The sequence below is a fragment of the Caulobacter sp. D5 genome (assembly GCF_003185805.1).
Lineage (GTDB): Bacteria > Pseudomonadota > Alphaproteobacteria > Caulobacterales > Caulobacteraceae > Caulobacter.
Map to the genome: position 1 here is coordinate 13,020 of NZ_QHJY01000165.1, position 22,211 is coordinate 35,230.

Below are 22,211 nucleotides of genomic sequence, written 5' to 3' on the forward strand. Positions count from 1 at the left end.
TCGAGGCCTCCCGTCCGCCCAGGAGTTCAGAGGCATATGGTGGAAGACAGGATTCGTCTGCTGATCGTCGAGGGGCGCCGTTATTCGGGCCTTTCCGACGCGCTGCTGGCCGGCGCGGTGCAGGCGGTCGAGGCCCAGGGCGCCGAATACGACGTCGTCACCGTGTCTGACGCCCTGCAGATCCCCGCCGCCATCGCCATCGCCGAGGAGGCCGGCAAGGGCCCGTCGGGCGTGCGCTACGACGGCTACATCGCCCTCGGCGCGGTCATCCGCGGCGAGACCTACCACTTCGAGATCGTCAGCAACGAGACCGCCCGCGGCCTCCAGGACCTGGCCGTCGGAAAAAGGTTGGCCATTGGTTACGGCGTGTTGACGGTTGACGACGAGGATCAGGCCTGGAATCGCGCCCGCCTGTCGCAAGGCGATCGCGGGGGCCAAGCCGCTCGGGAATGCCTGGAGATCGTGGGATTGAAGCGTCAGCTGTCAGGACAAGCGCGATGAGCAAGCGCATCCAGCCTCGTTCCGTCTCGCGTCTGGCGGCCGTGCAGGCCCTCTATCAGATGGAAGTCTCTGGCGCCGGCGTCGACGCCGTCGTGCGCGAGTTCTCCGAGCACCGCTTCGACCGCGCCGTCGAGGACAGCGAAGGCGCTCAGCTGGCCCAGGCCGACGAGACCTTCTTCGCCGACCTGGTGAAGGGCGTGGTCTCCAAGCAGGCCGCCATCGACCCGGCCATCGTCCGCCGTCTGGCCTCGGGCTGGAAGCTGGAGCGCCTGGACGCCACCGCCCGCGCCGTGCTGCGCGCCGGCGCCTACGAGCTGATGAACCGCCCGGACGTCCCGACCGAGGTGGTGATCGACGAGTATGTCGAGATCGCCAAGTCGTTCTTCGAAGGGCCGGAAGCCGGCTTCATCAACGGCGCCCTGGACGCCATCGCGCGTGACGCCCGAGTCTGACGACGACTGGTTCGACGATCCCGCCCCGGCGACGGCGGCGGAGGACGACGAGTCGTGGTTCGACGACGTCCCGCCGGCGGCTGCGCCCGCCGGTCCGGACGAGTTCGAGCTGATCGAGAAATTCCTGCGGCCGCTGACCAATGGCGACCCCGTCGCGCTCGACCTGCTGGACGATGCGGCGGTGCTGCCGTCGCGTCCCGGCTACGACCTGGTGATCACCAAGGACGCCATGGTCGCCGGCGTGCACTTCCTGGCCGGCGAGGAGCTCGACATTGTCGCGCGCCGCCTGCTGCGCACCAATCTTTCCGACCTCGCCGCCAAGGGCGCCGAGCCCTACGGCTATTTCCTGGCCGTCGGCTGGCCCTCGGGCACGACGGTCGAGGATCGCGAGACCTTTGCCCGCGGTCTGGCTGAAGACGGCCAGGCCTTCGGGATCAACCTGCTGGGCGGCGACACCGTCACCACCTCCGGCGCGCTGGTCGTTTCGGCCACCCTGCTGGGCTGGGTCCCGCAAGGCGCGGCCGTCCTGCGCCGCGGCGCCCAGGCCGGCGACCGGCTCGTGGTCAGCGGCAGCATCGGCGACGGCTGGCTGGGCCTGCTGGCCCACTGGGGCGAGGTCGAGGATCCGGACGGCGGCCTCGTTCGCCGCTACCGCACGCCCGCGCCGCGCCTGGCCCTGCGTGAGGCCCTGCGCCAGTACGCCCACGCCGCCGCCGACGTCTCCGACGGCCTGCTGGCCGACGCCGGCCACATCGCCAAGGCCAGCGGCCTGCAGGTCAAGGTCGACCTCGACCGCCTGCCGCTGTCGACCGGCGCACGCGCCTGGCTGGAAGCCCAGCCCGAGCGTGGCGAAGCCCGCATGTCCCTGGCCTCCGGCGGCGACGACTACGAGATCGTCTGCGCCATCCCCCCCGCCGACGTCGCCGCCTTCCAGGCCGCCGCCTTCGCCGCGGGCCTGCCGGTGCGCGACATCGGCGAGTTCGTGGAAGGCGAGGGGGTCGCGGCCCTGTTCAAGGGCAAGGACATCACCCCCCAGCGCCTGGGCTGGCTGCACGGCTGAGGCCGTTCAGCGGCCGCCCAGCGCCGCCACGACGCCCGCCGCGCCCTGGCGCGTGGCCAGGCTCAGGGCGGTGTTTCCCGAAGCGTCCCGCGCGGACGGCGACGCGCCCCTGGCGACCAGCAGCCTAACCTGCGCCTCGCGGCCGAACAGGCTGGCCATCATCAGCGCCGTCTGGCCCTGGCCGTTCGTCTGGTCGACCGGGCAGGGGGCCTTGTCGAGCAGCAGCCGCGCCACCGCGTCGTCGCCCTTGAAGGCGGCGCCCATCAGCGCGGTGTTGCCGCGCGGGTCGACGGCGCAGGCGTCCGCGCCGCGGGCGATCAGCAGGCCCACGAGGTCGGCCTTGCCGTTGTAGGCCGCCAGGGTCAGGGCGGTGTAGCCGCGGTCGTCGCGGGCGTCGATCGGCGCGCCGGCGTCGAGCAGGGCGGCGACGATGTCGGCGCGTCCCTCGCGGGCGGCGGCGAAGAAGGCGGCCTTGGGATCGGGCGCGGCCTGAGCAGGCGCGTTCTGCAGGGCGGCGGCGAGGAGGATGGCGGTGAACATGGGGAAATCCGAAGAAGCAAAAGCAAAGGACCCGGCCGTTTCCGGCCGGGTCCGCGTTGAACTCAGTTGCTGGCGAGCTTGACGGCCTCGAGAGCCTTGGCCGCCCGGGCCTTCACGGCCGCGAGATCGACCTTGGTCGCCGCCGCCAGCCGCGTCCCGTAGTCGGGATCGGCCGCGTAGAAGTGGCTGACCATGATCTCCTTGATCTCCGGCACGGTGACGCCGTTGAGGTCGCCCGACAGGTTGCGGATCAGGGCCGTCTTCTGATCTTCCGGCAGGCGCTTCCAGAACAGCCCCGCCTGGACGAACGGCTCCTGCTTGTCGATCGCCTTCTGCTGGATGGTGGTGGTCACTTCATAGGGGCTGAGCTTGTAGGCGGCCGTGTCGGCATAGACGCCCGCGTCGGTGCGGCGCGAGGGCTGATAGTTGACGTCGCCGACCCGCGGCACGGTGTTCATCGCCCCGTCCTGGGCGCCGTTCTTGACGGCGACCTTGGGGGCGTTGACGGCCAGCTGCTGGTAGTTCGGGCCCAGGCGATGGCGCTGGGTGTCGGCGTAGCTGAACAGGCGACCCTGCAGCAGGCGGTCGGGCGAGGGCTCGATGCCGGGAACCATGACGCCCGGCGAGAAGGCGCTCATCTCGGTCGACTGGAAGAAGTTCTCCGGCATCTTGTTCAGGGTCATGGTCCCGACCTTGATCTCCGGCATGTCGTACCAGTCCTTGGTGGCGTCGAACGGGTTGTAGCCGAGCTTGGCGACGTCCTCGGGCTTGAGAATCTTGGCGTAGAGATCCCATTTTGCCGGCTGGCCCTTGCCGATCGTCGCGTAGAGGTCGTCGGTCAGGTAGTTGAAGCCGGCCTTTTCGGCCTGCTCGGGCGTGTAGTTCCTGATCCCCTGCTGGCTCTTCCAGTGGAACTTCACGAACACCACCTTGCCGTCCTCGTCGACCAGCTTCAGGGCGTGGACGCCGTTGCCGTCCATGGTCCGATAGCTCTGCGGCGTGCCCAGGTCCGTATAGAGCTGGGTGATCATGTGGGTGCTTTCGGGCTGGTGACTGAAGAAGTCGAAGAACCGGGTCGGGTCCTGCTTGTTCGTCACCGGCGAGGGCTTCAGCGAGTGCACCATGTCGGGGAACTTCATGGCGTCGCGGATGAAGAACACCGGCAGGTTGTTGCCGACCAGGTCCCAGTTGCCCTCGGTCGAATAGAACTTGGTGGCGAAGCCGTGCGGGTCGCGCAGGAATTCCGGCGAGCCGTTCGGATGGATCACCTTCGAGAAGCGCACGAACACCGGGGTCTTCACGCCGGCCTTGAACAGGGCGGCCTTGGTGAACCTGTCGAGCTCGCCGTTGGAGACGAATTCGCCCTCCGCGCCTGTGCCGCGGGCGTGGACGACGCGCTCGGGAATGCGCTCGCGGTCGAAGCGCGCCAGCTTCTCGATGAGGTGGAAGTCCTCCAGCATCACCCCGCCCCATTCGCCGGCGGTCTTGGAATTCTGGTTGTCGCCCACCGGGGCGCCGCTGTCCTGCGTCTGGCGGGGCGTGTCGGCGGCCTGGGCGGCCCCGGCGGCGATCAGGGCCGTGGCGGCGAGGATCGCGGCGGAAGGGGAGAGTCGGGACGTCATCTGGCCTCCTGAGGTGCGTCTGTCGACGCTCCTGATAGGAGCCGGGTCCGGCCATAAGAAACGAAATGAATTGAACCGCTTGATCGAAGGAAGCGATCAAGCCGACCGGGGGACGCCGACGAAGGCCGGGACGTTCGCGTCGTCCTTCGCCGCGGCCAGGCCCTGGCGGATGCACTGGGCCAGCAGCGCGAATTCCTCGGCGCGCGGGGTGTTGCGCCGCCAGGCCAGGGCCACCGTGCGATGGGCCTTCGGCGTGTCGAGCGAGCGGGTGACGATTGGCGTCCCGGCGATGACGCCGGCCTCCACCGCCATGGCCGGGATCAGGCTCAGTCCCATGCCCGCGCCCACCAGTTGGACCAGCGTGTGGACGCCCGCGCCGCGCCCGGGACCGTGTTCGAGATCGCGACGCTCGCAGGCCCCCAGGGCGTGGTCGCGCAGGCAATGGCCGTCGTCCAGCAGCAGCAGCCGGTCGGCCGGCAGGTCGGCCGGAGCGATGGTCGGCTGGGCGGCCAGGGGATCGTCCGCGTGCAGGGCCACCAGTATGTCGTCGTCGAACAGGGCCACGTGATCGAGCCCGTCGCAAGGGAACGGCAGGGCCAGCACCAGGCAGTCGCGGGCGCCGCGAGCCAGACCCTGGCAGGCCCAGTGGCTCATCTCCTCGTGCAGCACCACCTGCAGGTCGGGGCAGGCCGCCTTGAGCGTCGGCAGCAGGCGCGGCAGCAGAAAGGGGGCGATGGTGGGGATCACCGACAGCCGCAGCGTTCCGCTCAGCGGAACGGCGGCGATGCGGGCCAGGTCGGTCAGGTCGCGCGCCTGGCGCAGCATGTCCTTGGCCCGGGCGGCGGCCCGCACGCCCAGCGGCGTGAACAGAGTCACCCGCCGGGTGCGTTCGACCAGCTGGGCGCCCAGGATGGCTTCCAGCTCCTTCAGGCCGGCCGAGAGCGTGGACTGCGTCACGTGGCAGGCGTCGGCCGCGCGGCTGAAGTGCATGTGCTCGTGAAGGCTGACCAGGTACTGCAGCTGCCGCAGGGTTGGCAGGGTCATGCGCCGGTCCCGGCCGTCTGGACGGTCGGCGAGAGGCGAGGGCGCCGGCCGGCTGGCGGCGCGGGATCGGCGGCCGGCGGGCCGTCGTGGGGGCGGGGTGTCATACAGGGCTCCGGAGGCCCGCAGACTCCACCAGGCGCCGGGCGAAGGCGAATTGATAGTTTTCATCCTCAGGATCGAGACGTTCGATAAGCGCGGCTCTGCTCGGTAGCGAAGCCTCAAGTCTTCTAGGTTAAGGGCATGGAGCATGACCCGTCCCTCCAACTCCAATGGCGTCCCCCGCCGCGCCGTCCTGGCGTTCGCCGCGCCGCTCGTGCTGTGCGCCGCGCCGGCCTTCGCCTCCGGCAAGAAGAAGGAAAAGGAAGGCGGGGAGGGCGAGAAGGAGAAGGCCGATCCGGTGATCAAGCTGGGCTCGATGGCCCTGCCGATCGTCGATGGCGGGCGGCTGATCAACTACGTCTTCGTCGAGCTGTCCCTGACCCTGCCGCCGGGCGGCGACGTCACGGCCTTCGCCGGCGTCGAGCCCAAGCTGCGCGACGCCCTGGTCCGGGCGGCCCACAAGCAGCCGTTCAACAAGCCGGGCAGCTACGTCCTGCTCGACGAGGGCAAGCTCAAGAGCACGGTGATGCGCGAGGCCGCTGTCCTGGTCGGCAAGGGCAAGATCGCCAGCGTCACCATCGGCAAGCAGACCCCGCGCAACTTCGTGCCGCCGCCCAAGCCGCCCGCCAAGCCGGGAGCGCCGGGGACGGCCAGGCCCGCTCCGCAGGTCGATTCGGCTCCCATCATCCCCTGACCCCAGCGCGAACGCCGTTCTCGCAAGCGGTTGCGCGCTTTGCGGGTGGATGGCAGTGTTTCCCCTTGGCGCCGATGTCGGGGCCAGTTCAGGGAGCATCGAGGGGGAATGAGGCCATAAGGCCCGCCCGCCGCTCCCGGTTCGGGGCGGTCGTATTCGCCTCGCGCCGGGAACCGCGACCCCTCGTGATTGGAAACACGAAGGGGCACTAAACCCATGAGTTCTTGGCTTTACGTAGCCATCGGCGCCGGGCTTCTGGCGGTGCTGTATGGCGCGGTTCAGACCGCCAGGCTTTTGAAGGCCTCGCCGGGCGATGCGAAGATGCAGGAAATCGCCGCGGCCATTCAGGAAGGCGCTCAGGCCTATCTGAACCGTCAGTACACCACCATCGCCATCGTCGGCGTCGTGGTCATCGCCTTGCTGGCTTTCTTCTTCAAGAGCTGGGAGCAGCCGGTGGGCTTCGCGCTGGGCGCGATCCTGTCGGGCCTGGCGGGCTTCGCCGGCATGCTGATCTCGGTGCGGGCCAACGTGCGCACCGCCCAGGCCTCGTCCGAGAGCCTGGCCAAGGGCCTGTCGATGGCCTTCACCTCCGGCGCCGTGACCGGCATGCTGGTGGCGGGCTTCGCCTTGATCGGGGTGGCGGGCTATTTCGCCCTGCTGCTGTCGGTCGGCCATGAAGGCACCGACCGGGTCGTGATCGACTCCCTGGTGGCCCTGGGCTTCGGCGCCAGCTTGATCTCGATCTTCGCCCGTCTGGGCGGCGGCATCTTCACCAAGGGCGCTGACGTCGGCGGCGATCTCGTCGGCAAGGTCGAGGCCGGCATTCCGGAAGACGACCCCCGCAACGCCGCCACCATCGCCGACAACGTGGGCGACAATGTCGGCGACTGCGCCGGCATGGCCGCCGACCTGTTCGAGACCTATGCGGTGACCACCGTCGCCACCATGGTGCTGGCGGCGATCTTCTTCACCGGCACCGACGTCGTCGGCTCGATGATGCTGCTGCCGCTGGCCATCTGCGCGGTGTGCATCGTCACCTCGATCATCGGCGCTTTCTTCGTCCGCCTGGGCAAGAAGCAGAACATCATGGGAGCCCTCTATCAGGGCCTGATCGTCACCGGGGTCCTGTCGATCCCGGCGGTGTGGTGGGTGATCCACCAGCTGGTCCCGACCTCGATCGAGCTCGACGGCCGGCTGTTCACCGCCGACAACCTGTTCTACTGCGGCCTCGTGGGCCTGGCGGTGACGGCGCTGATCGTGGTCATCACCGAGTACTACACCGGCACGGGCTTCCGTCCGGTGAAGTCGGTGGCCCAGGCTTCGGTGTCCGGCCATGGCACCAACGTCATCCAGGGCTTGGCCATGTCGCTGGAGTCCACGGCCCTGCCGGCCCTGACCATCATCGTCGGCATCGTCGTGACCTATAATCTGGCGGGCCTGTTCGGCATCGCCATCGCCACCACCACCATGCTGTCCCTGGCCGGCTTCATCGTCGCCCTGGACGCCTTCGGCCCGGTCACCGACAACGCCGGCGGCATCGCCGAGATGGCCGGGCTTCCGTCGGAAGTCCGCGTCACCACCGACGCCCTCGACGCGGTCGGCAACACCACCAAGGCCGTGACCAAGGGCTACGCCATCGGTTCGGCCGGCCTGGGGGCGCTGGTGCTGTTCGCGGCCTATACCGAGGACCTGAAGTTCTTCTCCGAGAACGCCGCCCCGGGCAGCTTCTTCGACGGCATGGGGGCGGTCAGCTTCGACCTGTCCAACCCTTACGTCGTGGTCGGCCTGCTGTTCGGCGGCCTGCTGCCGTTCCTGTTCGGCGGGCTGTCGATGACCGCCGTCGGCCGCGCGGCCGAGTCGGTGGTGGCCGAGGTCCGTCGCCAGTTCCGCGAAAACCCGGGCATCATGACCTACGAGACCAAGCCCGAATACGGCAAGGCCGTGGACATCCTGACCAAGGCCGCCATCCGCGAGATGATCGTGCCGTCCCTGCTGCCGGTCGTCTCGCCGGTGGTGCTGTTCTTCGTCATCAACGCCATCGCCGGCAAGGTCGACGCCTTCGCCTGCCTCGGCGCCATGCTGATGGGGGTGATCGTCACCGGCCTGTTCGTCGCCATCTCGATGACCAGCGGCGGCGGCGCCTGGGACAACGCCAAGAAGGTGATCGAGGAAGGCTTCACCGACAAGGACGGCGTCCTGCACAAGAAGGGCGGCGACACCCACAAGGCCGCCGTCACCGGCGACACCGTCGGCGACCCCTACAAGGACACCTCGGGTCCCGCCGTGAACCCGATGATCAAGATCACCAACATCGTGGCCCTGCTGCTCCTGGCGGTGCTGGCCCACGGCTGATCTTGCGATCTGGCTGTACGGAAACGCCCCGGGGCTCACGCTCCGGGGCGTTTTCTTTTGATCCCCTACCGTCGTCATCCCGGCCGTAGCGAAGCGTAGAGCCGGGATCCAGGGGCCGTCGCAGTGCGTCTGCAAACGCCATCGGAGCTTGGGGCAGGCGCGGCGCCCAGTCCCCTGGGTCCCGGATAAGCGCTGCGCGCTTTCCGGGATGACGAGCGTGGGGCGGCTAGGGAAGGGGAGAACCCCTCAGTAGCACTCTTCCGGATCGAACGCCTGGACCTCGGCCTCGCCGCCCAGCACCGTCGGCGTGGGCTGGACGCCGCGACGCTCGTCGCCGGTGAAGTCGTGATCGATGCGCCGGCGGCGGCAGGGGCCGAAATAGTCGCCCACCCGTACGAAGTCGCGCGGGTTGTTGATGACCTCGTTGATGCGGTGCATCACCCCGCGCGCGTTGATCGGCTTGGCCAGGAACTCGGTCACCCCGGCCATCCGCGCCTCGTCGAGGCTGCGGCGAGTGGCGTGGCCGGTCATCATGATGATCGGCGCGTAGGGATTGGGACTGGCCGGCGAGTTGCGCACCCAGTGCACGAACGCCAGCCCGTCCACCGGCTGCATCATCAGGTCGGTGAAGATGATGTCGATCTCGCGCTCGGCGAAGAACTTCAGGCCCTCGACGCCGTCGCCGGCCTCGAGGATCCGCCGCACGCCGGCGGCCTTCAGGATCGCCGACAGGATCCCGCGCATGTTGGCGTTGTCGTCGACGATCAGGATCGTCAACGCCCGCAGATCTGGCCCGCCCACGAACCTTCTCCCCCAGAGCGACGTCTGGTTGGGGCCAGGCGTCGGCTAAGCGTGAAGGTTGCTCCGCACGTGATTTAGCAAACGTTGATACGGCGACAAAAAGTCGCACGAAATCACGCGCTTATGGTGAATTTTCCGACCGTGTACTGTCGGGTGGCCGACTTAGCGGCGGTCGCCAGGACGGGTGCCGGGCACGCCCTCGTCGTCCTGCGGCAGCATGCCGCCACGGCCGACGTTGCCGAGCAGCTGCTCGAGGATCGTCATCTCGCGGCCGCGGGTCGGGGTTTCGCGACCGTTGTAGGCGATGACCTTGCCGTCCTTCAGGGTGAAGGTGTCGACCGAGGCGACCTTCTCGTCGGCGGCGTTGAACTTGATCGCCACGACGTCGCGCTTGATCACCCGCGGCTTGTAGAAGGCCACGCGGTCGGTCGTCTGCGAGACGTAGTACCAGGCGTTGTTGTCGAAGGTGGAGGTGGCCGAGGGCGAGCCCAGCTTTTCCATCACGGTCGACTTGCTGTCTTCGCCGACCTTCATGTCGACAGGCTTGGCCTCGATGGCCTGGAAGCCCGAATAGCTCGTCAGCGGCGTGCAGCCCCCGACGACGGCGGCGAGGCCGATGGCGGCGGCGGCGAAAACGGCGGGACGAAACATAGAGGCTCCGGAACCGGAAGAATGCTGGACTTTGACCTATCGCTCGCGCGGGCTTAGTTCAATGGCCCGCGTAGCTCGACAGGCCATCTATGGCCGGCTCGCGGCGAAATAGAGGCGTGGAATGTTTCTGGATCGGCTTCTGAAGCCTCGTCCCGCAAGGATAGCGGGAGAAAAGCTCTATGCCTCGGCGGTGGCCCAGGCGCGTTCGGCGCGGTTCTACGCCGATCTCGGTGTCCGCGACTCGCTGGAGGGCCGGTTCGAGCTCTTCACCCTGCACGTGGTGCTGCTGGTCGAGCGACTGAAGGGGCAGGGCGACCTGGCCTCGGAGACCTCGCAGGCGGTGTTCGATTCCTACGTGCGCGGCCTCGATGACGCCTTCCGCGAGATCGGCGTCTCCGACACCGCCGTCGGCAAGAAGATGAAGAAGCTGGCCGGCGCCTTCTACGGCCGGCTGAAGACCTATGATGAGGCCTTCGAGACCCTGCCGGACGCGGCCGGCCTCGACGCCGCCCTGGCCCGAACCGTGTTCGAGGAGCGCGGCGAGGGAGACATCGCCGCCGTGAGCGCCTATGTGCGGTCCGCGCGAGAAGCCCTGGCCGGGCAATCGCTGAACGACCTGCTGAATGGAGTGGTGCAATGGCCGAACGTCTGATCGATCCCTGGCCCAGCACCGTCACCCTGGCCCGCGTCGACCGCGGCGGGGTCGACCTGAAGCTGGCTCCCGACGAAACCGTGCGCAAGGCGATCGCCGCGCAGCTGAACCTGGTGTCGCTCGACCAGCTGGAGGCCGACGTCTATCTGCGCTCGTGGATGGACGGGGCCGAGGTGTCCGGCGTGCTGCGCGCCCGCGTCGTCCAGACCTGCGGCGTCACCGCCGAGGACTTCGAGACCCGTATCGACGCCCGCTTCAGTCTGCATGTGCTGCCGGCCGACAGCGAGCACGCCCCCCAGGACGAGGGCGGCGAGCTGGGCATGGATCCCGAGAGCGACGATCCGCCCGACGTGCTGGAAGGCGAGACGATCGACGTCTCGGGCTATGTGATCGAGCATCTGGCGCTGGAGCTGGACCCGTTCCCGCGCAAGCCCGGGGCGGTGTTCGTGCAACCCGCCGAGCCGGTGGACCTTTCTCCCTTTGCAGCCCTGAAAGGGCTGAAAGCAAAGGACGAAGAGGGCTGAGTTGGCCCTTTTCCCTCCGGGCGTGATATCACGCCCGGAATCAAGCCGGCCGCGTCGCGACCGTCACAGGAGTCGATAGCGTCTCGTGCCCCAACCCGTTGTCATTTCGGTCGACGCCATGGGCGGGGATCACGGTCCATCCGTGGTTGTACCCGCGCTTGAGATCGCCGCCAAGTCCCTGCCTGACGTCCGCTTCCTGGTGCATGGCGACGAGACGGCGCTGAACGCCGAACTGGCGCGCGCGCCAGCCGCCCGCGCCGTCTGCACCGTCGTCCATACCGACAAGTCCATCGCCATGGACGAAAAGCCCGCCCAGGCCATGCGCCGGGGCAAGGGCTCCAGCCTGTGGAACGCCGTCGAGGCCCTTCGCTCGGGCCAGGCCGCCGCCTGCGTCTCGGCCGGCAACACCGGCGCCCTGATGGCCATCTCCAAGCTGATCCTGCGGATGAGCGCGGATCTGGAGCGTCCGGCCATCGTCGCCTCCTGGCCGACCATGAAGGGCGTCTCGGCGGTGCTCGACGTCGGCGCCAATGTCGAGAGCGACGCCGAACAGCTGGTCGAGTTCGCGATCATGGGGGCTGCCTTCCACCACGCCGTCCACGGCTCGACCCGCCCGACGGTCGGCATTCTCAATGTCGGCTCCGAAGACCAGAAGGGCCACGAGGAGGTGCGCGAGGCTCACCGCATCCTGCAGGACAGCCCGCACTTCGACTTCGACTATCGCGGCTTCGTCGAGGGCACCGACATCGCCTACGGCACCGTCGACGTGGTGGTCACCGACGGCTTCACCGGCAATGTCGCCCTGAAGACCGCCGAGGGCCTGGCCCGGTTCTTCGGCAACGAGATCAAGGCCACGCTGACCGCCGGCCCGCTGGCCATGCTGGGCGCGCTGATCGCCTCGGGCTCGCTGAAGAAGATGAAGCGCCGCCTCGACCCCGGCCGGGTTAATGGCGGGCCGCTGCTGGGCCTCAACGGCATCGTCGTGAAGAGCCACGGCGGCGCCGACGCCAATGGCTTCGCCTCGGCCGTGCGCGTCGCGGTGGATCTCGCGCGCAGCGACTTCACCGCCGAGATCGATCGTAACTTGAAGCGTCTGACCGCGGAAAAAGATCAAGCGGCCAAGGACGACGGCGCCGATGGCGTCGAAACCCAGGGAGCCGCCGAGTGAGCGTAGTCCGTAGCGTGGTGACCGGCGTCGGGGCCTACCTGCCGCCGGGGATCGTCACCAACGAAGACCTGTCGAAGGTCGTCGACACCTCCGACGAATGGATCATCGAGCGCACCGGCATCCGCCAGCGCCACAAGGCTGCTGACGACCAGGCCGTCTCCGACCTCGCCGTCGAGGCCGCCAAGCAGGCGCTGGAGCGCGCGGGCAAGTCGGCCGCCGATGTCGACCTGATCATCGTGGCCACCACCACGCCCGACCTGACCTTTCCGGCCACCGCCGCCATCGTCCAGCGCAAGCTGGGCGCGCCGGTGGGGATCGCCTTCGACGTCCAGGCTGTGTGCTCGGGTTTCGTCTACGCCCTGTCGGTGGCCGACGGCTTCGTCGCCCGGGGGCACGCCAAGTGCGCCCTGGTGATCGGCGCCGAGACCATGACCCGCCTGATGGACTGGACCGACCGCGGCACCTGCGTGCTGTTCGGCGACGGCGCCGGCGCGGTCGTGCTGGAGCCGGGGCAAGGCGAGGGGACCACGGCCGATCGCGGCATGCTGGGTTTCGCCTTGCGCGCCGACGGGACCAAACAGGACCTGCTCTATGTCGATGGCGGTCCGTCGACCACGGGCACGGTCGGCAAGCTGCGGATGCTGGGCAACCAGGTCTTCAAGCACGCCGTGATCAACATCTCCGAGGCTATCTTCGCCGCCGCCGAGAAGGCGGGCGTGACCGTGCCCGAGGTGGACTGGTTCATTCCGCACCAGGCCAACCAGCGAATCCTGCAAGGCGTGGCCAACCGCTGCGGCATCGACGAGGAAAAGGTCATCTCGACCGTGGCGCTGCACGCCAACACCTCGGCCGCATCGATTCCCCTGGCCTTCGCGCACGGGGTGGCGGACGGCCGGATCAAGCCGGGCGACCTGCTTTTGCTCGAGGCGATGGGCGGCGGCCTGACGTGGGGCGCCTGCGTCCTGCGCCTCTGATGGTCAGGAACCAAGCTTGACCTTGGGTTGGCGTCCGGGCTTCCTCCGCATATGAGGTGTCCGGCTTGACCCTTTGACTTCATGCGGTATTCGCGGCATGCAGTCTTGAGTTGACGAGGTCATGTCGCGCGAGATCGGGGCATTCGTGCGCCCCGCCTGTCGGGTGACTGGTCATTGGCGCGGGCAAGGACTTCTCGTCCGCGTGTTGCGTAAGGGGGCGTTATGAAGGGTTCGACATTGACCCGGGCTGACCTCTGCGAGGCGGTCCACGAGGAAGTAGGCCTGACGCGTCAGGACTGCGCCGGTCTCGTCGAGCGTACTCTCGACCTGGTGGCCGAGGCCCTGGAGAAGGGCGAGACGGTCAAGCTTTCCGGATTCGGCGTCTTCCAGGTTCGCGAGAAGCGGGCCCGGATGGGGCGCAATCCCAAGACGGGCGAGCCGGCCGAGATCGAGCCGCGCCGGGTCATCGGTTTCCGCTCCTCTCAGGTCATGAAGGCGCGCATCGACAGCGCCCTGGGCGACTAAGGGATTCGATGCGGTGGCGAAGGGGCCCAACGCCTTCCGCACGATTTCCGAGGCCGCCGAAGAGCTAGGCGTCCCCCAGCACGTATTGCGTTTCTGGGAGACCAAGTTCTCGTTCATCCGCCCGATGAAACGGGCCGGCGGGCGCCGCTTCTATCGCCCGCAGGACATCGCCGTGCTCAACGGCGTGCGCGCGCTGCTGCACGCCGAGGGCTACACGATCAAGGGCGTCCAGAAGCTGCACCGCGAGCAGGGCGTCACCCACGTGATCGCCGCCGGCCTGGGCCAGAACGGCGCGGCCTTCCTTGAATCTCCCATCGCTGACGGCTTCGGCGATTCGTCCGTTTCGCAGGCGCCCAGCCCCGAACGCCGGGCGCGTCTGGTCGAGGCCCTGGACGACCTGACCAGCATCAAGGCCCGTCTGGACGGGCTTTTGACGCGTTCCTGAGGCCTCGCGAAAAGGCCTCGATTTCCGATTGCCGAGTCGGGGAGCGGCGCCTATAAGGGCGCTCCTTCCGCGTCGGAGCGTGGCGCAGCCTGGTAGCGCACTTGACTGGGGGTCAAGGGGTCGCAGGTTCGAATCCTGTCGCTCCGACCATTCTCTCTCCGGAGAGAAGACCGCGGAAGAAACGCAAAGGCCGCCCCTCGGGGCGGCCTTTTTCGTTTCCGGATTATCGCTCGCCCCAGACTATCGCTCGCCGACGTTCAGCGGTTTGTCCGCCTTGCCCATCCAGGTGATCAGCGGAATGACCGGCAGGATCCAGCCCATGCCCAGCGCCACGAAATAGAGCAGGTGCACGGCGCGATTCAGGGGCAGGTGGTCGTAGAGGCTGGTGAAGGCCCAGATCCAGCCCAGCAGGATCGCGATCACGCCGATCGAGCCGACCAGCTTGCGCAGGCGGGCGGGAATGAGGGGAGCGCTCACGCGGATCTCCGGAAAAGGCCGAGCACGGCCAGGAACAGGGTCGCGCCCACGACCGAGACGACCAGGCTGCCCAGGAAGCCCGGGACCACCATGTGCAGGCGCTGGGCGATGAAGGCGCCGATGAACGAGCCGATCACCCCGATCAGCATCTGCATGAACAGGCTGTGGCGGCGAGCCAGAAGGGCGTCCGCGATCCAGCCGGCCAGGATGCCGATCACCAAGGCGACGAACACGCCCACGCCGCTCATCTCACATCCCCCAGGAACGCGCTGCGCCCCCGCAGCCCGGAGCCTCTACGAGGCTCCAAATGAAACAATGGAGCGTGGCAGGCGCCGAAACCGCAAACACTTTCGGCTGCCACGCTCCCGCACCATGCCACGCGGTGTCGGCTGCGTCATGGCCCCTGGCGCGGCTCCTTAAGCGCGAGTGGGACATGGACAGCGGCGCCTTGCGGGGAGTAGGGGCCGGGAGTAGGGGTCTTGCCGCCCCATTTAGGCCCAGAACAGGCGTTTTTTCGGCTTCATGACTTCCTTCCTGCGTTCCGACCGTTCCCGGCCCGTCGCCATCTGGCTGTTCGTCGTGGCCGCCCTGGTCTTCGCCATGGTCGTGGTCGGCGGCGCGACTCGCCTGACCGACTCGGGGCTTTCGATCACCCAGTGGAAGCCGATCATGGGCGCGTTGCCGCCGATGTCGGACGAGGCCTGGCGCGCCAATTTCGAGCTCTACAAGCAGATCCCCCAGTATCACCTGGTGAACCCCGACATGACCGTTGAGGCCTACAAGGGCATCTTCTGGTGGGAGTGGGCGCACCGGCTGCTGGGTCGGATCGTCGGCGCGGCCTTCGCCCTGCCGTTCGCCTTCTTCCTGGTGCGCCGCATGCTGCCGCGCCGCCTGATCCTGCGCTGCGGGGCCATGCTGGCCCTAGGCGGCCTGCAGGGGCTGGTCGGCTGGTGGATGGTCTCCAGCGGCCTTTCCGAGCGCGTCTCGGTCGCGCCCGAGCGGCTGATGGTTCACCTCGGCCTGGCGCTTGCCCTCTTCGTGCTGCTGATCTGGACCGCGCTGGACGCCTGGAACGGCGCCCCGCGCGTCGAGGAGCGCAGCGAGTGGCGCGGCTGGGGCCTGGCCTTCCTGGGCGGGGTGTTCTTCCAGAGCCTGCTGGGCGCCCTGGTGGCCGGCAACGACGCAGGGCTCGTCTACAACGACTGGCCGCTGATGAACGGCTCGCTGCTGCCGACCGAATACGCCGGCAAGGGTCTGTGGGGCACGCTCGCCCACAGCCAGGGCGCGGTGCAGCTGCATCACCGCCTGATGGCCTACGTCGTGTGCGCCGCCGCCATCGCCCTGGCCGTCGGCGCGGCCCGCGCCCGCCGCCTGCCGCACGAGGCCAGGATCGTCGCCTATGTCGTGCTCGGCGTGGTGCTGGTCCAGGCGGGCCTGGGGATCTGGACCCTGATGGCCGCCGTGCCGCTCAGCCTCGGCGTGCTGCACCAGGCCGGCGCGGCCCTGCTGCTGGGGGCGGCCACCACCTTCGCCTGGCGCGTGCGGCGGCCGTAACTCTCTTCCCGTAAAACCCCCGCGAAAGCGGGGACCCAGGCTTTTTCCGAACCCCACGGCGCTCGACGATAAAACGCCTGGGCCCCCGCTTTCGCGGGGGTTTTACGGATGGAGGGGAGCCGGGATTTCGCCGACCCGGGCTTTCTGAGTCGGCGCTCGAAGAACTGTCACGAAACTCCAGCACAGGACCGGCATGTCCCTGCTGGAGATCCCCTCGTGATCCGCGTTTCCTCGCTCCTGGCCGGCGTCTGCGCCCTGGCCCTCGCGCCCTTCGCGCCCGTCGCCGCTTTGGCCGCCGACACCACGCCCGCCCAGGCCGCCGACAGCTACTACAAGGCCGGTGAGGCCGCCCTGGCCAAGGCCCTGACCGTCAACCCCAAGACCGGCAAGGCCAAGAACGTCATCCTGTTCCTGGGCGACGGCATGGGCATCTCCACCGCCGTGGCCAGCCGCATCTACGAAGGCCAGCAGCGCGGCGTCGACGGCGAGTCGAACGCCCTGGCCTTCGAGAAGCTGCCCTGGGTGGCGCTCTCCAAGACCTACAGCCACGACACCCAGGTCACCGACAGCGCCGCCGGCATCACCGCCATCACCACCGGCGTGAAGACCCGCAACAAGGTCATCGGCCTGACCGGCGCGGCCAAGCCCGAGGCCTGCGCCGACGAGGCCGCTAACCGCGTCGAGACCATCGCCGAGATCGCCAAGGCCCACGGCCTGTCGGCCGGCGCGGTCACCACCACCCGCATCACCCACGCCACGCCCGCCGGGACCTACGCCCACACCGCCTATCGCGACTGGGAAGGCGACGGCGACATGCCGGCCGAGGCCCTGAGCGGCGGCTGCAAGGACATCGCCCGCCAGCTGGTCGAGGCGCCAGCCAATCTGCGCCTCGACGTCGCCCTGGGCGGCGGCCGCTCGCGCTTCCTGCCGGAAGACAAGGGCGGCAAGCGCGCCGACGGCCGCGACCTGACCGCCGAATGGACCAAGGCCAAGGGCGGCGCCTATGTCACGACCGCCGACCAACTGGCGGCGATCGATGCGACCAAGACCGGTCCGGTGCTGGGCCTCTTCGCCGGCGAGCACCTGCCCTACGAGGTCGAGCGTCCGGTGCTGGGCGAGGGCGTGCCGACCCTGGCGCAGATGGCGACCAAGGCCGTCGACATCCTGGCCCAGAACCCCAAGGGCTACTTCCTGCTCGTCGAGGGCGGCAAGATCGACATGGGCAGCCACCTCAACAACGCCAAGCGCACCCTGACCGAGACCGTCGAGTTCTCGAAGGCCATCGAGGCGGTGCTGGCCAAGGTGGATCTGAACGAGACCCTGGTCATCGTCACCGCCGACCACAGCCACGGCCTGGTGATCTCGGGCTACGCCGCCCGCAGCGCCCCGATCCTGGGCCTGGCCGGCAACGAGGGCGAGCCGGTCGTGGCCGGCGACGGCAAGGCCTACACCGTGCTCAGCTTCGCCACCGGTCCCGGCGGCGCGGAAGGCGCCGAGCTGCGCGCCGATCCGGCCAAGGAAGACCTCGACGAGGTCGACTACCACCAGCAGGCCCTGGCCAACCTGCCCAGCGCCGCCCACTCCGGCGAGGACGTCGGCATCTACGCCGACGGCCCGGGCGCCTATCTGATCCGCGGCGTGGTCGAGGAAAGCTACATCTTCCAGGTCATGCGCCACGCCTTCGGCTTCGACGCGGCCAAGTAAGGGAATACGGCGCGATGCGGTATTTAGATACCGCATCGCGCAATCCCTTGCTCCACAAGGCTTTCCGAACTTTCCTGCGCGCGCATTGTTGACAGGCGGCCAAGGCTTCGGTATCAGCCGCCCCTCACGCGGACGGAGCCGTTTCCTTGGCCCCCGACGCACAGGAATTACGGATCAATCCCATGCAAAAGACCACGGCTTCCCTGAAGCCCGCCGAGGTCGAGAAGAAGTGGATCGTGGTCGACGCCAAGGACGCCGTTGTCGGCCGTCTGGCGACGTTCATCGCCATGCGTCTTCGCGGCAAGCACCGTCCCGACTACACCCCGCACGTCGACTGCGGCGACTTCGTCGTCGTGATCAACGCCGACAAGGTGAAGTTCACCGGCAAGAAGCTGGACGACAAGGTTTACTACCGCCACACCGGTCACCCGGGCGGCATCAAGGAAACCACCCCGCGCAAGGTCCTGGAAGGTCGCTTCCCGGAACGCGTCCTGAACAAGGCCGTCGAGCGCATGCTGCCGAAGGAAAGCCCGCTGGCGCGCAAGCAACTGACGCACCTGCTGGTCTACGCCGACGCCGAGCACCCGCACCAAGCGCAGAACCCGGAAGTCATCGACTTCGCGGCGCGCAACGTCAAAAACACCCGGAGCGCCTAAGTCATGTCCGAAGCTCAAGGTTTTGACGCGCTGGCCAGCCTGTCCAGCAACCCCGTCGCGGCCGCTCCGGCCGAGCCGAAGATCGACGCCCAAGGCCGCGCCTACGCGACCGGCAAGCGCAAGAACGCCATCGCGCGCGTGTGGATCAAGCCGGGCACCGGCAAGGTCACCGTCAACGGCCGTGACCAGGAAGTCTACTTCGCTCGTCCGGTGCTGCGCATGATGATCGCCCAGCCGCTGCAAGTGACCGACCGCCTCGGCCAGTTCGACGTCGACGTCACCGTCGAAGGTTCGGGCCTGTCGGGTCAAGCCGGCGCCATCCGTCACGGCCTGTCCAAGGCTCTGACCTACTACGAACCGGCCCTGCGCCCGGTCCTGAAGCCGCACGGCTTCCTGACCCGCGACAGCCGCGTCGTCGAGCGTAAGAAGTACGGCAAGGCCAAGGCCCGCCGCAGCTTCCAGTTCTCGAAGCGCTAAGCGCGTCTATACGCGTTTGGAAGAGGGCGCTTCGGTCATCCGAAGCGCCCTTTTTCTTGCGGTTTTTCTCGGGTCCATGCGGCCCGAACGCGAGTGTCGGTCACACGGCGCTGCAAGACTGGGCCTGAGCACAGGCCGGCCCAGGTCGAGGAGTAGGCAATGGCGAACGCCCCCAAGGTCTTCATCGACGGCGAAGTCGGCACCACCGGCCTGCAGATTCGCGAGCGCCTGATCGGCCGCACCGATCTGCAGCTGATCTCGATCGATCCCGACAAGCGCAAGGACGCGGCCGCCCGCGCCGAGCTGCTCAACGCCGCCGACGCGGTGATCCTGTGCCTGCCCGACGACGCGGCCAAGGAAGCCGTCAGCCTGATCGAGAACCCGCTGGTCAAGGTGATCGACGCCTCCAGCGCCCACCGCACCAACGCCGACTGGACCTACGGCTTTCCCGAGCTCGACAGGGAGCAGCGCAAGAAGATCGCCGGCGCCAAGCGGATCTCCAATCCCGGCTGCTACGCCACCGGCGCCATCGCCCTGACCCGTCCGCTGGTCTCGGCCGGCCTGCTGTCGTCCGACCTGCCGGTCTCGTTCAACGGCGTTTCCGGCTACACCGGCGGCGGCAAGGCGATGATCGCCGAGTTCGAGGACGAGACCTCGCCGACCTACACCAAGGTCGCCTACCGCATCTACGGCCTGTCCCTGACCCACAAGCACGTGCCCGAGATCCAGAAGCACGGCGGCCTGCTGACCCGCCCGATCTTCACGCCCGCCGTCGGCCGCTACGCGCAAGGCATGCTGGTCGAGCTGCCGCTGCACCTTGGCCTGCTGGAAGGCTCGTGCTCGCTGGGCGACATCCACGCCGCCCTGGCCGCCCACTACAAGGGCGAGGCCTTCGTCGAGGTCGCCTCGCTGGACGAGGCCAAGGGCCTCTCCACCCTCGACCCAGAGGGCCTGAACGGCACCAACCGCATCAAGCTGTTCGTCTTCGGCTCCGACACCAGCGGCCAGGCCCGCCTGGTGGCCCTGCTCGACAACCTGGGCAAGGGCGCCTCGGGCGCGGCCGTGCAGAACCTCAACCTGGCTCTGGGCCTGGACGAGAAGGCGGGTCTGTAATGGGGGACGCGTCCACGTCGTCTTGGACTTGGGCGCGCAAGGAGCCGGCGGTTTAGTTGGAGGTCGGCTCTGTGGGGTGTGATGCAGGCTGGCTGAAGAACGACGTCGCAAAGTTATAGGCTTCACTGCGATAGCGCGGCGACAGCAGTGATAGTGCAGTGGCCGCTACGATGACGCCCAGGGCGGCCAGCACGCCCTTGCCCATTTCTACCAATGTAATGTCCAGCCATTTGGTTTGGACAAGCTTTGGTCTTTCGCTGAGCTCGTCAACCGACTTGGCGATGTCCTTCACCAGCATCTTGGCGCGCGAGTCCAGCTCGGCCATCGTTGCGACGACGCTGTTGCGGCTGCGATAATCGTTCAGTCGCTTTTCGGCATCCGTGATGATCGACTGAAAATGGCGACCGGAGCAGTTATCGACGGCTCGCCGGAGGTCCCGCAGGTATCCCTTGCCTCCGGTTGGTACTGTCGCCTCGGCCCCCCAGCGATCCAAGGCATAGCAGCCAATAGCAATCAAAAGCTCTACCTCACGGTTGAGCTCTTCTGGAGATCGCGAACCTTGTGATTGCGGGTCGGGATACGCCTGAAGAAAGAACTCCTTGGCGCGGTCGTAATGAACTTGATCGTGGTCTGTACGCCCGTTGCCCCCGTCGGCCGTACCAAAATTCAAACGGGATCGCCCACGATCTGCTTGTCGTGCATCAGTCCCTCGTCCGTATTCTCGCTAGGTTGGACCAAGGACTTCACGCGTTCGCTTAGTGGTACGGTGAAAGTGGCTGTCTTGGTTCTCTTCTTGGCCTTTGCACGCCGAACGGCGGCCGCTACACCGGGTGACACGTCCACCAACAGCTTGTCTGCCGCATTCATCGACGTCTCCAGTGCTTCTACACTGCTCCGAAGCCTGAGACGATTCGACCGCTTCAATCCACGAAAGTATTTCATCGTGCTCAGATGGGGCCTCTCTGCAGCGGTGTGAAGGCGCATGGATGTCCACTTTTGGCCGTCTGGGGGATCAGATCACCCGGAGATTGACGATGGCAAAAAAAGCATACTTAAACGCAGGTGACTGCGCTTAGTTACCAAGCGTTTGACTACGGAAAGCCGTTCCTCCGCGCGATCTGGCTCCAGCCTCCGCGCGAACCGGGCGAATTTGGTGACACGACTGCGGTGTCGAGGCAAGACACTTGGTTAACGGCGATCAAGTGTCGCATAGGTGAGAGGCGAAAGCGCCGATGCGCGCCGCCGTTTCCTCTCTTCTTGAGCGACGACGTGAAGGGGGCGGGGGTTACGTCTTCCTGACGTGTCGGCCCCTAAACCCGCCAGCGATAGTGCCCCGCCGGCTTGTGTAGTTTCAGCATCCACAGCGGTTCATCGCGCGCGCCGGCGCCGATGTTGTGCACCACGCGGGGTCTGTCCGGCCCCTCGACCACCACGCCGATATGTGGGCGACCGTTGCCGAACAGGCGCCATGTGACGATGTCGCCGGGCTCGGGCTGCTCGAAGCCGTCGCCCGATCGCGCCGCCTGGCTGGCGCGCACGCGGGCGCCCTGGCGGTCGAGATAGGTTTCCAGGTTCAGCACCCGCCGGTGGTCGATATTGGCGTCGGCGCTCTTCTGGCCCCAGGCGCGGCGGGCGGGATAGGCCGAGAAGGCCCGCACCATGTCGGTGTGCACCCGCTCCTGCAGGTCGACGTTCCAGGCGTCGCGGGCCGCCCGCACCAGCACGTCGGCGCAGACACCGGTGGTGCGCAGCACGTCGCCGTGCGGATAGCCGATCGCCCGGTAGCTGGGATCATAGTCGGTGGTCACCCCGACCTGCGCCCGCGCCGCCTTGGCCAGCCGCAGGCCGTCGCCACGGCTCGCCGCGCCCAGCCAGGGGGCGGCGGCCAGCAGGCCCAGCGCTGAACGACGGTCGAACTCGAGCATGGCGGCAAGCTCCGCCGTGATCGGGGCGAGTTTTGGGCGAACGTGGGTCTTCAAAATGTTCCTTCTCCCCTTGCGGGAGAAGGTGTCGGCGACAGCCGACGGATGAGGGATCTCTCAGAAGTCTGACGCCCCGCCCGGCCTGACCGCCGTCGCGGCTGACAGGTCTTTCGACCCCTCACCCGGCCTGCTTCGCAGGCCACC

Annotated in this window: 25 protein-coding genes, 1 tRNA gene and 1 pseudogene; 17 read left to right on the forward strand and 10 right to left on the reverse strand. The window is 67.8% G+C overall.

The window, feature by feature from the left end:
• Positions 1-36 precede the first annotated feature (36 nt).
• The 3 genes from DMC18_RS12100 to thiL are packed head-to-tail and all read left to right on the forward strand — an operon-like array spanning position 37 to position 2,013.
• Positions 37-501, forward strand: a complete 465-nt coding sequence (locus DMC18_RS12100; RefSeq protein WP_110118235.1) for a 6,7-dimethyl-8-ribityllumazine synthase — start codon at positions 37-39, stop codon at positions 499-501.
• Positions 498-953 carry a transcription antitermination factor NusB gene (nusB, locus tag DMC18_RS12105; RefSeq protein WP_110118236.1) on the forward strand — a complete coding sequence of 152 codons (456 nt, stop codon included), beginning with the start codon at positions 498-500 and terminating at the stop codon, positions 951-953. The genes DMC18_RS12100 and nusB overlap by 4 nt, the downstream gene beginning before the upstream one ends.
• Entirely contained in the window at positions 862-2,013 is a 1,152-nt protein-coding gene (gene thiL, locus DMC18_RS12110) for a thiamine-phosphate kinase (RefSeq protein ID WP_110118237.1), read from the forward strand. Before nusB ends, thiL begins: the two co-directional genes overlap by 92 nt.
• A gap of 6 nt (positions 2,014-2,019) precedes the next feature.
• On the opposite strand, the gene DMC18_RS12115 is transcribed toward thiL, so the two are convergent.
• The 4 genes and pseudogenes from DMC18_RS12115 to DMC18_RS12125 all read right to left on the reverse strand — a co-directional run bounded on the left by DMC18_RS12115 (position 2,020) and on the right by DMC18_RS12125 (position 5,219).
• Entirely contained in the window at positions 2,020-2,553 is a 534-nt protein-coding gene (locus DMC18_RS12115) for an ankyrin repeat domain-containing protein (RefSeq protein ID WP_110132956.1), read from the reverse strand.
• A gap of 62 nt (positions 2,554-2,615) precedes the next feature.
• Entirely contained in the window at positions 2,616-3,002 is a 387-nt protein-coding gene (locus DMC18_RS27305; protein WP_370443984.1) for a catalase-related domain-containing protein, read from the reverse strand.
• Positions 2,976-4,175: pseudogene (locus tag DMC18_RS12120) on the reverse strand (catalase); the annotation flags it as partial. The pseudogene DMC18_RS12120 and the gene DMC18_RS27305, both read right to left, overlap by 27 nt.
• Before the next feature lie 96 nt (positions 4,176-4,271).
• Positions 4,272-5,219 carry a hydrogen peroxide-inducible genes activator gene (locus DMC18_RS12125; protein ID WP_110118239.1) on the reverse strand — a complete coding sequence of 316 codons (948 nt, stop codon included), beginning with the start codon at positions 5,217-5,219 and terminating at the stop codon, positions 4,272-4,274.
• A 247-nt stretch (positions 5,220-5,466) separates the two neighbouring features.
• On the opposite strand from DMC18_RS12125, the gene DMC18_RS12130 reads away from it, so the two are divergent.
• Complete coding sequence (locus DMC18_RS12130; protein WP_110118240.1) at positions 5,467-6,012, forward strand: hypothetical protein; 546 nt, start codon at positions 5,467-5,469, stop codon at positions 6,010-6,012.
• Between the two features lie 216 nt (positions 6,013-6,228).
• Entirely contained in the window at positions 6,229-8,364 is a 2,136-nt protein-coding gene (locus DMC18_RS12135) for a sodium-translocating pyrophosphatase (protein WP_110118241.1), read from the forward strand.
• A 246-nt stretch (positions 8,365-8,610) separates the two neighbouring features.
• Here DMC18_RS12135 and DMC18_RS12145 read toward each other — a convergent pair whose 3' ends face one another.
• Both DMC18_RS12145 and DMC18_RS12150 read right to left on the reverse strand, forming a co-directional pair.
• Complete coding sequence (locus DMC18_RS12145) at positions 8,611-9,165, reverse strand: response regulator (protein ID WP_110118243.1); 555 nt, start codon at positions 9,163-9,165, stop codon at positions 8,611-8,613.
• A gap of 162 nt (positions 9,166-9,327) precedes the next feature.
• Entirely contained in the window at positions 9,328-9,816 is a 489-nt protein-coding gene (locus tag DMC18_RS12150) for an outer membrane protein assembly factor BamE (protein ID WP_110118244.1), read from the reverse strand.
• 121 nt (positions 9,817-9,937) lie between these two features.
• Between DMC18_RS12150 and DMC18_RS12155 the strand changes: the two genes are divergently transcribed.
• The 7 genes from DMC18_RS12155 to DMC18_RS12185 all read left to right on the forward strand — a co-directional run bounded on the left by DMC18_RS12155 (position 9,938) and on the right by DMC18_RS12185 (position 14,254).
• Positions 9,938-10,468: a ubiquinol-cytochrome C chaperone family protein gene (locus DMC18_RS12155; protein ID WP_110118245.1), complete on the forward strand. Its 531-nt coding sequence runs from the start codon at positions 9,938-9,940 to the stop codon at positions 10,466-10,468.
• A complete protein-coding gene (locus DMC18_RS12160) occupies positions 10,453-10,992 on the forward strand; it encodes a DUF177 domain-containing protein (RefSeq protein ID WP_110118246.1) in 540 nt (179 codons plus the stop codon). The genes DMC18_RS12155 and DMC18_RS12160 overlap by 16 nt, the downstream gene beginning before the upstream one ends.
• 85 nt (positions 10,993-11,077) lie before the next feature.
• The gene (plsX, locus tag DMC18_RS12165; protein WP_110118247.1) at positions 11,078-12,160 is read left to right on the forward strand and encodes a phosphate acyltransferase PlsX; all 1,083 of its coding nucleotides are present in this window, start codon (positions 11,078-11,080) and stop codon (positions 12,158-12,160) included.
• Positions 12,157-13,134 (forward strand): beta-ketoacyl-ACP synthase III, encoded by a 978-nt coding sequence (locus DMC18_RS12170; protein ID WP_110118248.1) that lies wholly within the window; start codon positions 12,157-12,159, stop codon positions 13,132-13,134. The genes plsX and DMC18_RS12170 overlap by 4 nt, the downstream gene beginning before the upstream one ends.
• A 222-nt stretch (positions 13,135-13,356) precedes the next feature.
• Positions 13,357-13,659 (forward strand): integration host factor subunit alpha, encoded by a 303-nt coding sequence (locus tag DMC18_RS12175; RefSeq protein ID WP_110118249.1) that lies wholly within the window; start codon positions 13,357-13,359, stop codon positions 13,657-13,659.
• 13 nt (positions 13,660-13,672) lie between these two features.
• The gene (locus DMC18_RS12180) at positions 13,673-14,104 is read left to right on the forward strand and encodes a MerR family transcriptional regulator (RefSeq protein WP_110118250.1); all 432 of its coding nucleotides are present in this window, start codon (positions 13,673-13,675) and stop codon (positions 14,102-14,104) included.
• Between the two features lie 73 nt (positions 14,105-14,177).
• Positions 14,178-14,254 (forward strand) — tRNA-Pro (locus DMC18_RS12185).
• Between the two features lie 90 nt (positions 14,255-14,344).
• On the opposite strand, the gene DMC18_RS12190 is transcribed toward DMC18_RS12185, so the two are convergent.
• Both DMC18_RS12190 and DMC18_RS12195 read right to left on the reverse strand, forming a co-directional pair.
• Entirely contained in the window at positions 14,345-14,581 is a 237-nt protein-coding gene (locus tag DMC18_RS12190) for a DUF2842 domain-containing protein (protein WP_110118251.1), read from the reverse strand.
• A complete protein-coding gene (locus DMC18_RS12195; RefSeq protein ID WP_110118252.1) occupies positions 14,578-14,829 on the reverse strand; it encodes a GlsB/YeaQ/YmgE family stress response membrane protein in 252 nt (83 codons plus the stop codon). Before DMC18_RS12195 ends, DMC18_RS12190 begins: the two co-directional genes overlap by 4 nt.
• 274 nt (positions 14,830-15,103) lie before the next feature.
• Here DMC18_RS12195 and DMC18_RS12200 point away from each other — a divergent pair, with 274 nt between their 5' ends.
• From DMC18_RS12200 to argC, 5 genes are all read left to right on the forward strand, one after another.
• Positions 15,104-16,135, forward strand: coding sequence for a COX15/CtaA family protein (locus DMC18_RS12200; RefSeq protein WP_110118253.1), 1,032 nt, complete (start codon positions 15,104-15,106; stop codon positions 16,133-16,135).
• A 216-nt stretch (positions 16,136-16,351) separates the two neighbouring features.
• Positions 16,352-17,839 (forward strand): alkaline phosphatase, encoded by a 1,488-nt coding sequence (locus tag DMC18_RS12205; RefSeq protein WP_110118254.1) that lies wholly within the window; start codon positions 16,352-16,354, stop codon positions 17,837-17,839.
• 182 nt (positions 17,840-18,021) lie between these two features.
• The gene (gene rplM, locus DMC18_RS12210; protein WP_110118255.1) at positions 18,022-18,495 is read left to right on the forward strand and encodes a 50S ribosomal protein L13; all 474 of its coding nucleotides are present in this window, start codon (positions 18,022-18,024) and stop codon (positions 18,493-18,495) included.
• 3 nt (positions 18,496-18,498) lie between these two features.
• A complete protein-coding gene (gene rpsI, locus DMC18_RS12215) occupies positions 18,499-18,972 on the forward strand; it encodes a 30S ribosomal protein S9 (protein WP_110118256.1) in 474 nt (157 codons plus the stop codon).
• Positions 18,973-19,131: 159 nt separating this feature from the next.
• Positions 19,132-20,085, forward strand: a complete 954-nt coding sequence (gene argC, locus DMC18_RS12220) for an N-acetyl-gamma-glutamyl-phosphate reductase (RefSeq protein WP_110118257.1) — start codon at positions 19,132-19,134, stop codon at positions 20,083-20,085.
• A 52-nt stretch (positions 20,086-20,137) separates the two neighbouring features.
• Here the strand turns inward: argC and DMC18_RS25635 are convergent, their stop codons facing one another.
• On the reverse strand, positions 20,138-20,755 hold the full coding sequence (locus tag DMC18_RS25635) for a hypothetical protein (protein WP_146218058.1): 618 nt from the start codon (positions 20,753-20,755) through the stop codon (positions 20,138-20,140).
• A gap of 640 nt (positions 20,756-21,395) precedes the next feature.
• Positions 21,396-22,010: a DUF1287 domain-containing protein gene (locus DMC18_RS12230; RefSeq protein ID WP_110118259.1), complete on the reverse strand. Its 615-nt coding sequence runs from the start codon at positions 22,008-22,010 to the stop codon at positions 21,396-21,398.
• Between the last annotated feature and the right edge of the window lie 201 nt (positions 22,011-22,211).

Bases quoted from the DNA above. Each gene is read 5' to 3' on its own strand.
- DMC18_RS12155 (WP_110118245.1), top strand. From the start codon at position 9,938: ATGTTTCTGGATCGGCTTCTGAAGCCTCGTCCCGCAAGGATAGCGGGA.
- argC (WP_110118257.1), top strand. From the start codon at position 19,132: ATGGCGAACGCCCCCAAGGTCTTCATCGACGGCGAAGTCGGCACCACC.
- DMC18_RS12115 (WP_110132956.1), bottom strand. From the start codon at position 2,553: ATGTTCACCGCCATCCTCCTCGCCGCCGCCCTGCAGAACGCGCCTGCT.
- DMC18_RS12125 (WP_110118239.1), bottom strand. From the start codon at position 5,219: ATGACCCTGCCAACCCTGCGGCAGCTGCAGTACCTGGTCAGCCTTCAC.
- rpsI (WP_110118256.1), top strand. From the start codon at position 18,499: ATGTCCGAAGCTCAAGGTTTTGACGCGCTGGCCAGCCTGTCCAGCAAC.
- thiL (WP_110118237.1), top strand. From the start codon at position 862: ATGTCGAGATCGCCAAGTCGTTCTTCGAAGGGCCGGAAGCCGGCTTCA.
- DMC18_RS12160 (WP_110118246.1), top strand. From the start codon at position 10,453: ATGGCCGAACGTCTGATCGATCCCTGGCCCAGCACCGTCACCCTGGCC.
- DMC18_RS12135 (WP_110118241.1), top strand. From the start codon at position 6,229: ATGAGTTCTTGGCTTTACGTAGCCATCGGCGCCGGGCTTCTGGCGGTG.
- DMC18_RS12150 (WP_110118244.1), bottom strand. From the start codon at position 9,816: ATGTTTCGTCCCGCCGTTTTCGCCGCCGCCGCCATCGGCCTCGCCGCC.
- DMC18_RS12130 (WP_110118240.1), top strand. From the start codon at position 5,467: ATGACCCGTCCCTCCAACTCCAATGGCGTCCCCCGCCGCGCCGTCCTG.
- DMC18_RS12200 (WP_110118253.1), top strand. From the start codon at position 15,104: ATGACTTCCTTCCTGCGTTCCGACCGTTCCCGGCCCGTCGCCATCTGG.
- rplM (WP_110118255.1), top strand. From the start codon at position 18,022: ATGCAAAAGACCACGGCTTCCCTGAAGCCCGCCGAGGTCGAGAAGAAG.
- nusB (WP_110118236.1), top strand. From the start codon at position 498: ATGAGCAAGCGCATCCAGCCTCGTTCCGTCTCGCGTCTGGCGGCCGTG.
- DMC18_RS12230 (WP_110118259.1), bottom strand. From the start codon at position 22,010: ATGCTCGAGTTCGACCGTCGTTCAGCGCTGGGCCTGCTGGCCGCCGCC.
- DMC18_RS12100 (WP_110118235.1), top strand. From the start codon at position 37: ATGGTGGAAGACAGGATTCGTCTGCTGATCGTCGAGGGGCGCCGTTAT.
- DMC18_RS12175 (WP_110118249.1), top strand. From the start codon at position 13,357: ATGAAGGGTTCGACATTGACCCGGGCTGACCTCTGCGAGGCGGTCCAC.
- DMC18_RS12195 (WP_110118252.1), bottom strand. From the start codon at position 14,829: ATGAGCGGCGTGGGCGTGTTCGTCGCCTTGGTGATCGGCATCCTGGCC.